The sequence below is a fragment of the Noviherbaspirillum sp. L7-7A genome, assembly GCF_019052805.1.
In the GTDB taxonomy this organism is placed as follows: domain Bacteria; phylum Pseudomonadota; class Gammaproteobacteria; order Burkholderiales; family Burkholderiaceae_D; genus Noviherbaspirillum_A.
In genome coordinates, this window is the sequence record NZ_JAHQRJ010000001.1 from 3,816,815 (window position 1) to 3,834,222 (window position 17,408).

At 57.1% G+C, this 17,408-nt stretch carries 11 protein-coding genes; 6 read left to right on the plus strand and 5 right to left on the minus strand.

Annotated elements, in window-relative coordinates:
- Window positions 1-24: 24 nt before the first annotated feature.
- From cpaB to KTQ42_RS17460, 5 genes are all read right to left on the minus strand, one after another.
- Window positions 25-870 (minus strand): Flp pilus assembly protein CpaB, encoded by an 846-nt coding sequence (gene cpaB / locus KTQ42_RS17440; protein ID WP_217346615.1) that lies wholly within the window; start codon window positions 868-870, stop codon window positions 25-27.
- 35 nt (window positions 871-905) lie between these two features.
- Window positions 906-1,490, minus strand: a complete 585-nt coding sequence (locus KTQ42_RS17445; protein WP_217346616.1) for an A24 family peptidase — start codon at window positions 1,488-1,490, stop codon at window positions 906-908.
- 62 nt (window positions 1,491-1,552) lie between these two features.
- Window positions 1,553-1,696: a hypothetical protein gene (locus tag KTQ42_RS17450; protein ID WP_217346617.1), complete on the minus strand. Its 144-nt coding sequence runs from the start codon at window positions 1,694-1,696 to the stop codon at window positions 1,553-1,555.
- Between the two features lie 317 nt (window positions 1,697-2,013).
- Window positions 2,014-2,715, minus strand: coding sequence for a response regulator transcription factor (locus KTQ42_RS17455; RefSeq protein ID WP_217346618.1), 702 nt, complete (start codon window positions 2,713-2,715; stop codon window positions 2,014-2,016).
- A 43-nt stretch (window positions 2,716-2,758) separates the two neighbouring features.
- On the minus strand, window positions 2,759-4,366 hold the full coding sequence (locus KTQ42_RS17460; protein ID WP_217346619.1) for a histidine kinase: 1,608 nt from the start codon (window positions 4,364-4,366) through the stop codon (window positions 2,759-2,761).
- A gap of 960 nt (window positions 4,367-5,326) precedes the next feature.
- Between KTQ42_RS17460 and KTQ42_RS17465 the strand changes: the two genes are divergently transcribed.
- The 6 genes from KTQ42_RS17465 to KTQ42_RS17490 all read left to right on the plus strand — a co-directional run bounded on the left by KTQ42_RS17465 (window position 5,327) and on the right by KTQ42_RS17490 (window position 17,384).
- A complete protein-coding gene (locus KTQ42_RS17465) occupies window positions 5,327-9,793 on the plus strand; it encodes an Ig-like domain-containing protein (RefSeq protein ID WP_217346620.1) in 4,467 nt (1,488 codons plus the stop codon).
- A 61-nt stretch (window positions 9,794-9,854) separates the two neighbouring features.
- Window positions 9,855-11,552 (plus strand): type I secretion system permease/ATPase, encoded by a 1,698-nt coding sequence (locus KTQ42_RS17470; RefSeq protein ID WP_217346621.1) that lies wholly within the window; start codon window positions 9,855-9,857, stop codon window positions 11,550-11,552.
- 49 nt (window positions 11,553-11,601) lie between these two features.
- Window positions 11,602-12,939: an HlyD family type I secretion periplasmic adaptor subunit gene (locus KTQ42_RS17475; protein ID WP_217346622.1), complete on the plus strand. Its 1,338-nt coding sequence runs from the start codon at window positions 11,602-11,604 to the stop codon at window positions 12,937-12,939.
- A 525-nt stretch (window positions 12,940-13,464) separates the two neighbouring features.
- The gene (locus KTQ42_RS17480; protein WP_217346623.1) at window positions 13,465-14,586 is read left to right on the plus strand and encodes a diguanylate cyclase; all 1,122 of its coding nucleotides are present in this window, start codon (window positions 13,465-13,467) and stop codon (window positions 14,584-14,586) included.
- Between the two features lie 543 nt (window positions 14,587-15,129).
- Window positions 15,130-16,428 (plus strand): glycosyltransferase, encoded by a 1,299-nt coding sequence (locus KTQ42_RS17485; RefSeq protein ID WP_249222806.1) that lies wholly within the window; start codon window positions 15,130-15,132, stop codon window positions 16,426-16,428.
- Between the two features lie 53 nt (window positions 16,429-16,481).
- Window positions 16,482-17,384 carry a hypothetical protein gene (locus KTQ42_RS17490; RefSeq protein WP_217346625.1) on the plus strand — a complete coding sequence of 301 codons (903 nt, stop codon included), beginning with the start codon at window positions 16,482-16,484 and terminating at the stop codon, window positions 17,382-17,384.
- The last annotated feature ends 24 nt before the right edge of the window (window positions 17,385-17,408 follow it).

The following is a 17,408-nucleotide window of genomic DNA, read 5'->3' on the forward strand; positions in this document are numbered from 1 at the left end:
TTTGCTGCTCCCTTTTTCTTGTTTTCAGAAACAGTTGTATACCGCGGCGTTGTTCTGAATTATTTCCACGCAGTTGGTCAATGCACTTGTCGACTTGGGACGTGGCGGCTTGGGACTCACGACTGGCTTGATGCTGGCGGGGATCTTTACGGGAGCCGGTGCTTCATCGTTAAATAGCTGTTGTTTTGTAATTCCAGCAGTGGACACGGTTTTGGTGTCGACCTGGTTGCGCAATACAAGGGACAGCGTCCCGATGCTGCGCGCCAAGTCCAGCTTTTCAGAGTCTTCCAGCGATAACTCGAGCGTCACTGCGCTAACCACCTTCGGTTTGGTATCGTCACGGCTTGCCTCTTGAGCGACAGCCAGTACAAGCACATGCTCAAGCACTGTCTTGCTGATTTTCTGGTCGTCTCCACCATTGCCATCTTTGGAGCGCTGGGCATTGACCATCACGTCGACATAGTTTCCTGGCAGCGCAAAGCCGGCTACACCTACAACGTCATTAACGCGTACTGTCATGGCGCGTTTGCCTTCCGCAATTACTGCAGACAACCCGCCTTGTGTGCCAACAGGTGCCAGCTTTCCTTCTAGTAGTGCTTCGCCGCGAACCACGCCAACCTTAACGACCCGGTCTTCGAGAGCCTTAAGGTCCTGTATCGCCCCGCTGGGCAAGGAACCGCTGGGCCAGTCAACCGTAGAAAGCATCTGGGCGGTAAGCTTGCTGCCTGGTCCTACGTCGACAGCAGCGACGACCACTTTGTTTGACGCGATATTTGCCCGTTGGGAAGTCCAGGCGGCCGCATAGAATGCTGCTGCCAGCCCGATTGCCGCGGCGAGGAGCAACAGTGCTAATGCCTTGATGTTTTTCATAAAAGTCTCCGCTTGGTCCGCTTGCTGTTCGTTGATTACAGGTAGCCAAAGTGCCGTGCCAATACAAAGCCCGAGGTGCCGATAGCGATGCTCACGCCATAAGGCAGCCTGCCTACCGACTGAGCAGCATGGACGCGAATGTCGGGGCGCATACCGCCGGCGATCGACATGGCGGCAAGGCGGGCAATGTCACGGATGTTGGCGAGCATCTTGCCAAGCACCCGATGTGTGGCAGCGAATCCTATTGAAGCGACGCCACCTACGATGAAGGTGCATAACACAGCGTAAAAAGTCGCTTCCAGACCCAGGAGGCTGCCTGCCATTGCCATCAGCTTTACATCGCCGGCACCCATCACCCTCAACATATACATGGGCAACATCACCGCAAATCCGAAACCAAGCCCAGTCAGTGACCATAGAACTCCATGGCTCGTCGTACCTGGATTCAGCAGGCTATACCCCAGCCCAAACACCATGCCTGAAAACGTAAGCCAATTAGGAATGCGGAAAGTCCGGTAATCAATAACAGCAGCGATTGTCAGCAACAACAGCAAGACCATGCTTCGCGTGTCTGTCGCCAGCATTCCCAGTAGTTCGAGAAATGATTTAAATTCCTGCATGCTGTCTACCTAGTCTCAGGTCCCGTAATACTTCAACTTAATGAAGTCGTTCATAGTCCGATTCAGAGCTTTCCGAAGGCAAGTATCGCGATGCCACCCACCACAGCAACAAGCGAGGCCACGAGAGCACATTCAATAAACGACATGCCGTCTTCCTCGAGGAAGAACTGTTTCAGGCTGTAAACTTCAGACGTCGTCGATTGCATTTGTCTCTCCCTTGGCACTTTGTCCCGGGGTGCTTAAACAACTTCGTTCCGCCGGCTGATGTGCAAACTATACGGATGGGAAAGTAAGACGACTTCTTACAAAACGACCAATCCTTGTAGGACTCCGCAACCTTTATTTGTGTATAAACGGGGGAGATTTGTACTAGGGCTGAGAGGAGAGGAATCCTGTTTCCTGGTGAGAAGAGAGCAAGAAAGCCTTGCAGGGTGCAGGCGCTCGACGCTTATTCAGGAAATGCGGGGGAGCGCGGAGTGCGCTCAGAGGCGAATAAATTTGAAATAGAACTAAGCGCAAGAGCTCATGCGCTCTTTTTACTCGGATCGGAAACCTGCTCCACCCCTAGCCCATGCTTCACCGCATACACATACAGCTCCAGCCGGTTCGCCACCTGCAGCTTCTGATAAATGGATGTCAAATGATTCCTCAGAGTGTACTCCGAGATGAACAGCCGTTCCGCAATGACCTTGTTCAGCGCGCCATTGCCTTCCACCACCGCCTGGATTACCTTGCGTTCCTTGCTGGTTAGGCTGGCGCGCCGGTGCGCATCCGGGTCAGGTTTGGGGGCGACAACGGGATTCATGAAATTGCCAAGCACCCGCCCCAATGAAACATTGTCCAGCCACAATTCGCCGCAGTGAACCTTTTCAATTGCTTTGAGTACATCAGCGGTCGCTGCCTTCTTGTGCAGAATGCCGCGCGCGCCGCGCTTGATGGCCAAGTCCAGGATTTCCTGGTCGCTGCTGCCGGTCAGCAGCAGCACCTTGGAGACACCATTAGCCAGCAGGCCGGGGAGAATGTCGACCGAACAACTGCCACCGAGGTCGACGTCCAACAGGATCAGGTCCGGCGCCAAGCGCTGAGCTGAGCTCAGTGCGTCTTCGCTGTTGCGCGCGGTGCCTATCACCTCCATGCGAGGCGCTTCGCCGCGTATCAGCTGTTCCAGCCCCCACAACATGGTTTGGTGGTCGTCGACCAGCATAATTTTTATTGTTTCCTGCATGCGTTCTATTCCTGTTCGATTCTATTGTTGTGCCACACCAGCATCACACTGGTATCTCGATATGCACCGCGGTACGGCCGCCATTTGCGGTAAGCACCCTAGCGCGTCCGCCAAGCGCGGCAGCACGGTGGGAAATTGACCGCGGCGTGAAGTCAGCCGGATGCGTTTCATCGCCCTCGTTCTCTATACGGATTTTGAGCCAGCCTTCTGCGCAGCTCACCCAGATTGCGCCTCGGCGGGCGCTGGTATGCTTGCGGATGTTGGCAAGGCCCTCGCTCACGACGTGGTAAACCTCCGCCGCTAGCCGGTCGCTGATGGCGATCTCGTCATCAACGCTGACGGTTATATCGATGCCATAGAACTTGCGCACCTGCTCAGCCTGTCGGTGCAGGCTTGCCAGGAATACAGACTCACCTAAGACGACAGTATCGCTGAAGCCGCCGGCATAGCGGCGCAAATCCTGAATCACCTGGGCAGCCATGTCGCTGATCTTTTGCAGGTCTTCTGCCAGCGGATTGTCCGGTTTTGCCTTACGGCTCATCGCATGCAAGGCAATCTTCAGGCCGATGTACGGCTGTATGACTGCATCATGCAGGTCATACGCTATTTTCTTGCGCTCCTGAGACGCAGCCTCGGAGGCAATGCGGTCCAGCAGTTCAATGTTCTCAATCACAGGAAAGGCTTGCGCAGCGATATGACCCAGAAATAATGCGTCAGCCTTTCTAAAATCACGCTTCCCGGACAGCGCATAAATGCGGCCTTCACCGTGTCGCAGCGGAACTGGCGCAGCGATGAAAGTCCTGCTGTTTAGCATTTCGGCAACGCTGTGCCCTTCGTCGCCGGCGCCTTTAATCCACTGGTTGCTGGCGCTGTCATACACACGCCAGTCGGCCAGGAAGGCGGCTCTGGGCGAGGTAGGGGAGCAATACACCACAGCCTGGTCGCGCGCAAAATTCAGCAGCGGGGCCATGGCCTGCGCATCCACCTGCTGTGCGCGCGTTATTTCGGCGGGTGTATCGCCCTTGACGGCGCGGTACTGGCATTCGACCTTGTCCTCAGTGCGCACCACCAGCACGCAACTGTCGGCGCTAAAGAATTCCAAGGTCTTGCGCATGACCGACGTCACAGTATGGTCCACGCCGAAACGCGGGTTGGACAACCGGCTAACATCGCGCAGCAGCGCGAGCCTCCGTCGCGATGTCAGCTCAGACTGGCCCCAGCGGGAAATCATGTAGCCCAGCGCCAGCAGGAAGGTGGCGCGCAGCAGCAGGATGGAAGGCACATCGACGGTTTTCTCAAGGCCGCATGCCGCAAAGAAGAGCAGGGTAGACGCCACGGTCACCCGCGCGCCTTCCTCAAAGCCCCAGCGGAACGATGCAGTCAGGATGGCAAAGAAGAAGAACAGAAAAAACAGGCTTTGGCTACCGCCGGTGGAGACAACCATCATGGTGTACCAGCAGGCGTCCAGCCAATGGATCAGCTTGCTGCGTGCAATTGGCTTGTGCAGCAGGGAAAGCACGAACAGCGCAGTGGTGTGCAGCGTGTAGCCAATGAATACGGCCCAGTCCAAGTGGTCCGGTTCGGGTGCCGACTCGGTAAAAATGGTAAGCAGGGCGGAGACTGCGAGCAGCAACCTGATATGGGTCACCATGGACCCATCCGAAAAGTCCAGCCCTAATCGGCCATTACTGTCGTTCTTGTTCTTGAACATGCTTGGGTTACACAGCTATGGCATTGCAAACAGGTCAGCGGATTGCGCCACTCCATGCAACAAGTGAGCGTCAGAGCGCTAACAGATTTAACAAACCTTTATTCAAATTGGGATTACTGCTAGTAGCCTGCGACGATCTTACCACTGGAAAATTAGCGCGGATAGCAAACGTTCTAAAAATTATATTTCTTCACAGATTGTTGAAATATTGAAACTTCCTTTGTCAACAAGAATGTGTTCCTTTCGCCTAAGAAAACAGAGGTTTGTTTCATACATGACTTGCTTTTAAATAAGAAAATGCCGCGATTTGCTGGCGTTGAATTGAAGCATAAGTCCAACACACATCAAGAAACTGCAGCTAGCGGCGACCTCAAACTTGGATGATTCAACGCTTTAATTTGACGCCGGGCTTAAAACACTAAGAACGTTAAATCTGGACGCTCGACGGATTTAATTTTTTAAGGGAAGTCTCACTGCGCACTGAATAGGCTGCCGCAGCTGAGCACCTGCCGGAAACTGAAAGCCTTCCCCGTTGGGGCAGCACCGATGTCGTCAAGAAATCAACTTCCTTAAATATCTCAAGATTACCTTTAATTCTGTCTGTCGCCTTTCTGAAAGAAGGCACGAAAAACTAGAATTTAGCAAAAAACAGTACAAATCAACTAGTTGCGCGGAGATAAAAGAGGCATTTCATCCTATTAATAGGGGGACATAACAAGATTGTGTGGACATGGGTTGCTCTTTATTATCGTCGAAGCTTGTAGGAATGTGTGAACTGGCATGTAAGGGTTTGTCCTACCCGGAAAACAGATTGGAACGCAAGTTCGAAGCATTAACAAAACTGCCTGGCTGATGGCCGAGCTAAACGACACGAACATATTAAATATCAAAGAGATAACAATGGCCGACACTACATCAACTCCAGGAATCAACGTTTCGTTTTCCAATACCCCGCAAGCAACGGCTGACCAGTTCACGTTTATTGAAGACCAAAAAGTCATCTTTACCCTGGATGTGATGGCGAACGACCTTGGCGGAAACGCAAAGACGCTCTACTCGCTCGATAACGGCGATCTGCAAGGTGACTTGCTCACCAAAGACACGGTCATCGGCGCGCTTAGCACGGAAAGGAGCGCCGGCGGTGCAACGATATGGATAGAGGATGGGAAGGTTGCGTATGACACTACGCTAATCCAGGACAAGATCCAGGCACTCGGGGCAGGAGCGGTTTTTAACGACAGCTTCACTTACGCTATCCGCTTGGGCAACGGCACTTTGAGCTGGGCAACTGCGAAAATAACTATCACTGGTACTAATGATGGTCCGGTTGCAGTGGCGGATACGGCGGCCGGTACCGAGAACCAAACCCTGACCATCGATGTGCTGGCCAACGATACCGACAAGGACAACGGTCATGTGTTCACCTTGATGTCTGGTGTAGCTCCGCAAAACAAGGGCGTAGCTACCGTAGTGAACAACCAACTGGTATTTAACCCCGGTACGGACTTTGACCACCTCAAGGCAGGCGCCACTGAGACGGTGACCGTCAGCTACCTAATGAAGGACGACCAAGGCGCTGAATCGACCAGCACGGTAAGGATCACGATTACCGGCACCAATGATGCTCCGGTTGCTGTGGCAGACATTGCTTCTGGCACGGAAAACCAAAAACTGAGCATTGATGTGCTGGCCAATGATACCGACAAGGACGACGGCCATGTATTCACCTTGGTATCGGTGACTGCACCGCAGGGCAAGGGCGCGGCTACTATCGTGAACAACCAGCTGGTCTTTACGCCAGGCAGTGATTTCGACCACCTTAAGGCAGGCGCTACCGAGACGGTCACCATCAGCTACGTTATGAAGGACGACCAGAATGCCGAGTCGTCCAGCACGGTGACGGTGACGATTACGGGCACCAATGACGGTCCGGTCGCTGTGGCCGATACGGCAGCCGGTACGGAAAACGCTACGCTGAGCATTGATGTGCTGGCCAACGATACTGATGCCGATGACAACCACAGCTTTACGCTGCTGTCAGGCAGCGCTCCGACCGGCAAAGGTACGGTTGCTGTCGCAGACGGCAAGCTGGTGTTCAACCCGGGTACGGCATTCGACCACCTGGCCGCTGGTGCGACTGAAGTGGTCACGCTGAACTACACCATGAAGGACGACCAGAACGCCGAGTCGTCCAGCACGGTGACGGTGACGATTACGGGCACCAATGACGGCCCGGTCGCTGTGGCCGATACGGCAGCCGGTACGGAAAACGCTACGCTGAGCATTGATGTGCTGGCCAATGATACCGATGCCGATGACGGCCACGTGTTCACGCTGGTGTCGGGCGCTGCGCCGACCGGCAAAGGTACGGTTGCTGTCGCAGACGGCAAGCTGGTGTTCAACCCGGGTACGGCATTCGACCACCTGGCCGCTGGTGCGACTGAAGTGGTCACGCTGAACTACACCATGAAGGACGACCAGAACGCCGAGTCGTCCAGCACGGTGACGGTGACGATTACGGGTACCAACGATGGTCCGGTCGCTGTGGCCGATACGGCAGCCGGTACGGAAAACCAGACGCTGGCCATCGATGTGCTGGCCAACGACACGGATGCCGACGACGGCCATGCCTTCACTCTGGTGTCGGGCACAGCACCGACCGGCAAGGGTAGCGCCAGCGTCGTCGACGGCAAGCTGGTGTTCAACCCGGGCACGGCATTCGACCACCTGGCCGCTGGTGCGACTGAAGTGGTCACGCTGAACTACACCATGAAGGACGACCAGAACGCCGAGTCGTCCAGCACGGTGACGGTGACGATTACGGGCACCAATGACGGCCCGGTCGCTGTGGCCGATACGGCAGCCGGTACGGAAAACGCTACGCTGAGCATTGATGTGCTGGCCAACGACACGGATGCCGACGACGGCCACGTGTTCACGCTGGTGTCGGGCGCTGCGCCGACCGGCAAAGGTACGGTTGCTGTCGCAGACGGCAAGCTGGTGTTCAACCCGGGTACGGCATTCGACCACCTGGCCGCTGGTGCGACTGAAGTGGTCACGCTGAACTACACCATGAAGGACGACCAGAACGCCGAGTCGTCCAGCACGGTGACGGTGACGATTACGGGCACCAATGACGGCCCGGTCGCTGTGGCCGATACGGCAGCCGGTACGGAAAACGCTACGCTGAGCATTGATGTGCTGGCCAACGATACTGATGCCGATGACAACCACAGCTTTACGCTGCTGTCAGGCAGCGCTCCGACCGGCAAGGGTAGCGCCAGCGTCGTCGACGGCAAGCTGGTGTTCAACCCGGGCACGGCATTCGACCACCTGGCCGCTGGTGCGACTGAAGTGGTCACGCTGAACTACACCATGAAGGATGACCAGAACGCCGAGTCGTCCAGCACGGTGACGGTGACGATTACGGGCACCAATGACGGCCCGGTCGCTGTGGCCGATACGGCAGCCGGTACGGAAAACCAGACGCTGGCCATCGATGTGCTGGCCAACGACACGGATGCCGATGACGGCCATGCCTTCACTCTGGTGTCGGGCACAGCACCGACCGGCAAGGGTAGCGCCAGCGTCGTCGACGGCAAGCTGGTGTTCAACCCGGGCACGGCATTCGACCACCTGGCCGCTGGTGCGACTGAAGTGGTCACGCTGAACTACACCATGAAGGACGACCAGAACGCCGAGTCGTCCAGCACGGTGACGGTCACGATTACGGGTACCAACGATGGTCCGGTCGCTGTGGCCGATACGGCAGCCGGTACGGAAAACCAGACGCTGGCCATCGATGTGCTGGCCAACGACACGGATGCCGATGACGGCCACGTGTTCACTCTGGTGTCGGGCACAGCACCGACCGGCAAGGGTAGCGCCAGCGTCGTCGACGGCAAGCTGGTGTTCAACCCGGGCACGGCATTCGACCACCTGGCCGCTGGTGCGACTGAAGTGGTCACGCTGAACTACACCATGAAGGATGACCAGAACGCCGAGTCGTCCAGCACAGTGAAGATTACGATTAGTGGCACCAACGATGCGCCAACTGTTGTTGCTAGCGCCACAACTGCGACCGGCTCTATCGTGGAACTGGCGGCGCAGACAGGTTCAACAGTTTCGGACAACGTAGGAGGAAGAATTGGCTTCGCGGACTTGGATCTGATTGATAGTCACTCGGTGAACCAAGCAGTTCCAGTGTTTGTTTGGTCCGGCGGAACGCTCAGCGCTGGCCAGATTGCAGCGCTAACAAGCGCAAGCACGCTTTCACTAAGTATGTCGGATAGTACTAATTCGGGCACGGGAGCGGTCGACTGGCACTATAGTGCACAAGACAAAGCGTTTGACTTCTTAAGCGCTGGCCAAACATTGTCTATCACGTATGGCATAAATATTGACGATGGACATACCAGCGTAGTCAATCAAAATGTATTGGTGACGGTCACCGGCACTGATGAGCCAGTCAATAACAGTGCTCCTACCGACATAATCTTTACCGCCGCAGCACCGCCGAGTGGCAATACATTACCGGGGGCCAGCCAGACCATCGCGTCGTTATCCACAGTCGATCCTGATGCCGGTGACACATTCAGCTATGCGTTTGATATCAATGGAGCAGGAACATTAGCTACCACCGTTTCGAACAATGGTACTCAGTTCAATTTAAATGGGTCAACGCTCATAAGTGATGGTCTGCGTGCTAGCACGACTTACACACTCCAAATACGTTCAACCGATGCTCATGGGTTGTCAATACAAGAAACATTGAACATTATCACTGGCTCTACTAGTGGGAGTGGTGACGTCTTGCCCTCTGCATCAGGGGCAAATGATCCCATAGCGGCAGGAGATGACATTCTTTATGGGCTCGCCGGTGGCAATGGCAGCAATATTGACATCCTTTATGGCGGCGGGGGTAATGACACTTTATATGGTCAAGATGGGCAGGACCGGCTAGAAGGAGGTGCCGGCAACGATTTGTTAATCGGTGGAGACGGCAGCGACACCTTCGTCTTCAATACCACGCTTAATGCTTCCTCCAATGTCGATCATATTAGCGATTTTGAGTCAAACGCGATTGATAGCATCTTTTTGTCGAGATCGGTATTTACTAATCTGTCTACTACGAGTGGAACGCTTAATGCTAGCGAATACGCGGCAGTAACTAATGGAACAGGAGCTACCAGCACGTTTGCGGCCGGCGTCCATATAATATACGACAGCCAGACAGGCAATTTGTTTTACGATGCCGATGGAGGCAACACGACAAGCGGCCGTACCCTTTTCGCCGTACTGGATAATCATCCTGTAGCCGGGTCTGCGAGCACCGCGTTTAACAACGGCGATATTCAGGTCGGTTAGTAACTACATTGCCACCTACCCTGGAAAGGTGGGTGGCAAAATTACTAGAACGTCACTTATCATGAAATCTCTCCTGAAGCTCGTTAAGCGCCCGCTCGCGTTCATCGCCTGCTTTTCTTTTTTCACCAACCTGCTGTTGCTGGCCCCGGCGCTATTCATGCTGCAGGTCTTTGACCGTGTGCTAACCAGCCAGAGCCAAGAAACCTTGCTGGTGCTGTTGCTTGGCATGGCGATTGCGCTTAGCCTGTCACTGCTGCTCGACTACCTGCGTAGCCGCTTGCAGGGTGTGGCTGGCAACATGGTGGCCGAGCAACTCTCGCCAATAGTGGCGCGTGTGATGCTTGCCCGTTCGGCCAACAATGCCGGGCAGGGAAGTGCCGAAGGCTTGCGCGATGTCGCTGCGCTGCGCAACTTGCTGTCTGCACAAGGGCTACTGGCTATCTTCGATACACCATGGGCAGTGGTCTATGTCGCGGTAATCTGGCTCGCCCATCCAGTGCTAGGCATGGCTGCTCTAGCTGCCTGCGTGCTGATGCTTGCCCTGGCCATACTCAATGACAGAATCACTCGCAAGAACATCGAGGCGCTGCAGCAGGAAGCAGCAAAGTCTACTCGCTACCTTGAAGCTTCAATGCAAAATGCTGAAGTGGTGCAGTCGCTCGGCATGGGCGGCGCGCTGATTTCGAATTGGCGCCAGCTTAATGCGAAAGTCACGGCATTGCAGCGACCCACCGCCCAGAAGTCAGTGGCCATGGCCGCCGCCACCCGGGCCACCCGGCAGATGGTGCAGGTGCTGATGCAGGCACTGGGCGCTTATCTTGTCATTACAGGCGAAGGCACTGCAGGCATCCTGGTAGCGACAACTATTCTGTTGGGCAAGGCCCTGTCGCCAGTCGAGCAAATCGTTGGCAGCTGGCGTGTACTGGCCGAAGGTCGGCTGGCGTATGCCCGCACCAGTGCTCTGCTCGCCACGGTCGGCAGCCAGCCGGAACGGATGAAGTTGCCGGCGCCGACCGGCAGGCTGCAGGCCAGCGGCCTGGTCTTCCGGCCGCCAAGGAGCGAGCGCATGATCCTGGCGGGCGTGTCGTTGAGCCTGGAGCCGGGCGAGGCAATGGCCATCGTAGGCTCCAGCGGCGCCGGCAAGTCGACTCTAGTGCGCCTCCTGACCGGACTCTGGCAGCCGAACGCCGGTGTGGTGCGTCTCGATGGCGTCGACCTGGCGCAGTGGGACCGGGAAGAGCTGGGCCCATGGTTGGGATACGTGCCGCAGGACGTCGAGCTGTTTGCCGGCACGGTCGCGGAAAATATTGCACGGCTGGGAACGGTGGACGCGGAAGCAGTGGTGCGCGCAGCGCAGCGTGCCGGCATCCACGACATGGTGCTGGCTTTGCCTAATGGATACGACACCGTGATTGGCAGCACTGGCGTGATGCTGTCGCCAGGCCAACGCCAGCGCATCGCCTTGGCGCGCGCGCTGTATGGCGACCCCAAGCTGCTGGTGCTGGACGAGCCCAATTCCAACCTCGACGGCGCCGGCGAGCTGGCGCTGGGCGAAGCGCTGAAGGCGTTGAAGGGCGAGGTCACGGTGGTCGTGGTGACTCACCGCAGCACTCTGGTGCAGCACATGGACAAGATGCTGGTACTGGAAGCCGGCCGCGCCCAGCACTACGGCACCGTGGCCGAAGTGCTGCAGGCAATGCGGCAGCCGGCCGGTGCGCAGGTCGTGGCGATGCCGCGCGCTGCGCAAGGGGCTGCGTAGGCGGCGCCAGCGGATCAACCAGACAAAGTGAAATAACGAAGAGAGCAGCATGACAATTTCTATGCGGGCCGATGCGGCCAATGACCATTTAATTCCCCATATCGACGAGGCGCGCAGCTTGGCGCGCTGGGGCGGTGTGGTCGTACTGGGAGGCCTGTTGCCGGTGCTGGCCTGGATGGCGCTGGCGCCGCTTTCGTCGGCGGTGGTCGCGCCGGCGTATGTCAAGGTCGATCTGAACCGGCGCCCGGTGCAGCATGCCGAGGGCGGCATCGTGCGCGAGGTGCTGGTGCGCGACGGCCAGCGGGTGCAAAAGGGCGAGCCGCTGCTGGTGCTGGGCGACGTCGCGGTGGACGCCGACCGGAACCGCTTGGACTACCGGGTGCTGGCCGAGCGCGCCAGCCTGGCGCGGCTGGATGCGGAACAGTCCATGGCAAAAACCGTGGATTTTCCAGCTGAGGTGTTGGCAGGGGCAAAAACTGATGCACGGCTGCAGGCACAGGTGGCAAAAGAGCAGTCACTGTTTCAGACCCGGCGTCAGGCCTTGACTGGGCAAGCGGCGCTGCTGCGGTCGCAGCGTGAGAAAATTGCTGAAGAGACAATCTTTCTGCAAGCCCAGATCAAGCAGGCGATGGAATCGATGGCATTCCAAAAAAACGATTTGGAGAACAATCGCAAGCTGTTGAAGGATGGATATATCGCGCCCACGCGCATCGCGCAGCTGGAAGGCATAGTGGCCGATTACGGCGTGAAGCTTGAAGAGCGGCGTTCGGAACTGGCACGCGCTGGACAGCGCATGATCGATACCGATTTGAAAATCCGCTCGCTGGAAAGCGAATACCGTCAGCAGGCCAGCGACCAGCTTAAGGTCACTGCCGCACGGGTTTCCGAAATAGAGCAGGAGCAGCGCAAGTCCATCGACGCATCGGCGCGTCAGGTGATCGTCGCACCCGCGGATGGTGAAGTAATGGATCTGAAATATGCAACACCGGGTGTAGTCATTCCGCCGCGCGAAACGATTGCAGACATCGTGCCGGACGACACCCGTCTGCTGACCGAAGCGCGGATCCGCACAGAGGATATCAACCGGGTCCACAAGGGCCAGGAAGCGGATATCCGCTTTACCGCCTTCAAGGCGCGCACCACACAATTGGTGCATGGCAAGCTGGTCTATGTCTCAGCCGACCGCCTCGTTGATCGGGCCACTAATGTGCCTTACTACACAGCGCTGGTCGAAGCGGACCCGGCATCGCTGGCATCCGCGGGGGATCTGAAGCTGCTAGCCGGCATGCCGGCCGAAGTGTATGTCAAGGGAGAGGAGCGCACGCCGCTCCAGTACCTGGCCGAGCCGGTGACGCAAGTGCTGCGACGCGCCGCGCGGGAACGCTGAGCCGTCGAAAGCCAAGGCGTCGCGGAGAACGGTCTCCTAACGCCGTTAGGACGTGACCTCTTCCGCTAGGACGGGTTCTAAACGACAGAAATTTCCCTTGGTAGCGCTATACCACGCGGCGAATAGATCGCGTTCAAGCGCTAACCTGCGCATTTCCTCTCTCTGAACCTGCACCAGTTCCTCAAGCTTAGCCAGCCGGTTAAGTAGGGTATCTGTGCGTTTGTCTATTTCCATGCTGTGTTTCGATTTATTGTCCCGCGGGCGGGCAGTATATTGGGCGCGCCTCGGAGCGGCGCAGTCAACGCGATGGACGCTTGCGAAAATCGACACTGTGATGGTTGACGCGTTCAGGTCAACAGGGCATCGATGTCGATGATCCGGCGACACAAGCTTCAGAAATTCCCCTTATTTCATCACCAGGCAGGGGTAGTAGATTTAAGTATTGCCCACTAATGCCGTAAAAAAGCATTGGGCCACGGCGTTCAGGCCGCGACGATAACAATAGAGAACCTGCAAAGATACTCCATGCCAGCCGCTACACAGGCTTTCAAAGAGCATTACAAACGCTACCTCAGATACGTCCTGCCAGACACGGAACACGCTCCGCCGGAACAGGCGATGGTAGTCACGACTCTAGTTAATGTGTCCTTGCTGGCAGCATTACTGGTGCCGGCTTTCGTTGTTGAATATGCCCTGGTACAGATGTGGCGTCTCGTAGTGCCGCTTTCCGTCGCTGGGGTAATCATGGTGGTGACACCGTTGATCTACCGCTGCAGCCAGTCAATGTCTTTGGCGCGTGAACTGTTTATCGCCTCGCTGTTTAGCTTCAAATTGTGGGAATGCGTGGTATTTGGCGACGTGGTATCTCCTGGCGCGGTATGGTTCGTTACCATGCCGCTGCTTGCGATCATGCTGGGGAGCGTCCGCTCTGCGGTCGCCTGGCTCGTGATTACGAACATGGCGATGATTTTGACGCACCTGTTGCTCGGCAACAGCGTGGTGTTTCCTATTGCGTCGACGGAAAACCCACACTTCCTGTATATCTTCAGCCATATCGGCGCTTCCTTCTCCATTGCTATTTTTTTGCTCATTGTCGAAAGTGCGCGTCGCCGCGCATTCCACCGCCTGAAGATTGCAAACGAGATCATCAGCAACCTGGCGATTCGTGATGCGCTAACCGGCGTCTACAATCGCCGCCATATCGTCAGTGAAATCAACCGTGCCGAAGATGCCGCAGACAGCTTTTCTGTCTGCCTGCTGGACCTGGACCACTTCAAGCGCATCAATGACAACCATGGCCACGCGGTGGGCGACCTAGTACTGCAGAGGGTAGCCGGGGCCGTTCAGGACGAAATCCGCCAGAGCGACTGCTTCGGGCGTTACGGTGGCGAAGAGTTTCTGTTGTTACTGAAGGATGCACACCTGGCAGGCAGCAAGCAGCTTCTGGAACGGATACGCGAGCGCATAGAAGCGCTGGAAATCGAGGAGATGGAAAACTGCTCCCGCATCACGATATCGGGCGGTGTTGCGCAATACCGGCCGGGAGAATCCAGTAGCGAGACAATCAATCGCGCCGACCAGGCGCTGTATGCCGCCAAGGCGGCCGGGCGCAATCGCATCATCTTCGAAAGCGCCAATCAGCTGTAGATGAGCAGTGGTAAAAGTGGCAAGACACATATCGAAGTAAAGACGTTATCACGTCGTCATGTCATCACCGTACCGGCAGGCAGATTGCGATGCGCTGTCTGGAAGTACGTCGCTCCTTTTTCCTCCTTCAAAACCCTTCTACCACCGGGTAGCAGCGGTGCAGTCCATGCTCGTCCCTTCCTTTTCAATCTATCAATACCTTGCCACGACTGTTGCGAGATGACATGTCCTTTGCTGGATTTGCGTTGCTTTAGAGAAAATACTGGTTTAGTTCCTTGTGGAAATATGATACAAGGAAACAAAACTGAGGTGCGCTGGTCTCTATGCGCCCTATCAGGTTGGAATTGGAGCGTAACAGTTATGAAAACTGCGGTCGAAAAAAATCTCAAAGAAACGCAACTGCCCCCTTTGTCCTACAAGGCAGAGGCGCTGGACCTGCTCGCGCCGCAAGACCAGACACAACCGACTGCGCACCCTCTGCAGCTAGACACGCAACCGCTCGAAAGGCCGGCGGCGCCAGCCGCATCCGAGCGGAAATTCTATTTGTCAGTTCGGACCAAGTTCGCCATCACCGTGGTCTTCTCCTTGCTGTGGGCGGCGCTGTCGGTCTATCTCTCGCAGCCATGGACTCGTGATCTGGCCGCCTATATCGGCTACCCGCTGGCCTACACCATCATCGCCGGCATCGCCATCATTCCCGGCTTTATGAATGCCTTCATGGTGGCCGCCCTGATGCTGGACCGGCGGCCGCCGCGCGCACCGCTGCAAGCGCTCTATCCGCCGCTGTCGATCCTGATCGCGGCCTACAAGGAAGAGGAAAGCATCCTGGGCACACTGGAAAGCGTTGCCAAGCAGGGCTATCCCGGCAGGCTGCAGGTCATCGTGATCAATGACGGCTCGCCGGATCGGACCGCCGAGCTGGTGCGCGGCGCGCAGGCTGACTATCCCTGGCTGGAACTGGTCGACCTGGAAAAGAACGCCGGCAAGGCCAATGCGCTGAACCAGGGCCTGAAGCAGGCCAGGCATTCGCTGGTGCTCACCGTCGATGGCGATTCCTATCTGTACAAGGATGCGCTGAAGAACATTGTCGAGCGCTACATCAACGATCCGGCCAATACGGCCGCGGTGGCCGGCTGCATCCTGGTGCGCAACTCACGTTTGAACTGGCTGGCCAAGGCGCAGGAATGGGACTACTTCCATGGCATTGCCTGCATCAAGCGCATCCAGTCGCTGTTCCAGGGCACTCTGGTGGCGCAGGGTGCGTTCTCGCTCTACCGCAAGGCGGTGCTGGAGGAGGCCGGTGGCTGGCCCGAATGCGTCGGCGAGGATATCGTGCTGACCTGGGCCATCCTGAAGAAAGGCTACCGCGTCGGCTTTTGCGAGGATGCCTGCGCCTTCACCAATGTGCCCACCACGCTGTCGCAGTTCATCCGGCAAAGACAGCGCTGGTCGCGCGGCATGATCGAAGCCTTCAAGCAGCATCCGCAAATCCTCGTGACGCCACGGCTGTCGACCTTCTTCGTCTACTGGAATGTGCTGTTCCCGCTGCTCGACCTGATCTTCACCATCGTTTTCCTGCCCGGCTTGGTGGCCGCGCTGCTGGGCTATTATTTCATCGCCGGGCCGATGACGCTGGTGCTGCTGCCGCTGGCGGGGCTGATCAATATCCTGATGTTCTCCATCGGCCGCAAGATGTTCGACGCCAATGGACTGATCGTCCGGCGTAACATTGCAGGCTTTTTGATTTACACGCTCGCCTACAGCGTATTCCTGCAACCTGCCTGCCTTCTGGGCTACCTTTCCGAAATGCTTGAATTGAAAAAGAGTTGGGGCACGAAATAATGGGTACGACAATGTGCCGTCGCAGTTTTTCCGTTTTGTTCATGAGCCTGGGCATGCATGCGGCTGGCGCCCTGGCAACCGATGCCGAGCCGTCCACGCCCACCATGGCGGCCGGACCGACGTTTTTTGCGTCCAATGACAATGAACATTTCAACACCCGCAGGACGGGCGTCGATTTCTTCCCGTCGCTGCAGGCGCAGGATGCGGCCACTGGCGTGCGTTACCGCCATCATGACTTCAGCCAGGACGGCTGGTCCAGGAGCGGGGAGCAGCTGGCGCTGGCGGCCAGGGGGCCGCTGACAGCCGGCGTGCGCAGCTGGCAGCTGGAAGCGGGCGCGATGTCGCAGGGCGGCCATACGCTGCTGACGGCCGATGGCAGCTACCTGCTGCCGATTGCGAAGGGCACGTCGGCAGAGTTCTTCATCAACCGCGACTTTGTCGAAACCAGGACCGCGCTCGACCGGGGCATCCATTTCACCTTCGTCGGCGGCAGCCTGGAGCATCAGCCGCATCCCAAGGTCACCCTGATCGGCACCCTGGGTTACCAGGACTTCAGCGACGACAACCACCGCAGGCATGCGCGCTTCAGGGCGGTGTTCCAGCCCGACCTCGACCTCGGCCTGACCTTCCAGTACCGCTTCCGCCATTACGACAGCACGCCCAATGAAAGCCGGCGCGGCTATTTCAATCCCGAGCGCTACCAGGAAAACATGCTGCTGGCCGGATGGCGCTACCGTTCCAGCGGCTGGGTCGGCAGCGTTCTGGCCGGCGCCGGCACGCAAAGCATTGCCGAGACGCCGAGCGGGCCATCGCGCCTGCTGGAGTTTGGCCTCAGCAGCCCGCTGGCCGGGCAGCAGCGGCTGGACCTTAGGGCAGGGTATCTGCGCACGGCCTCGTTTGGCGGGCCGGATTACCAGTACCGGTACATTCAGGCGAACTGGGTGATCCGGTTCTGAGCGAAGCGGTATGCATATCTAGAT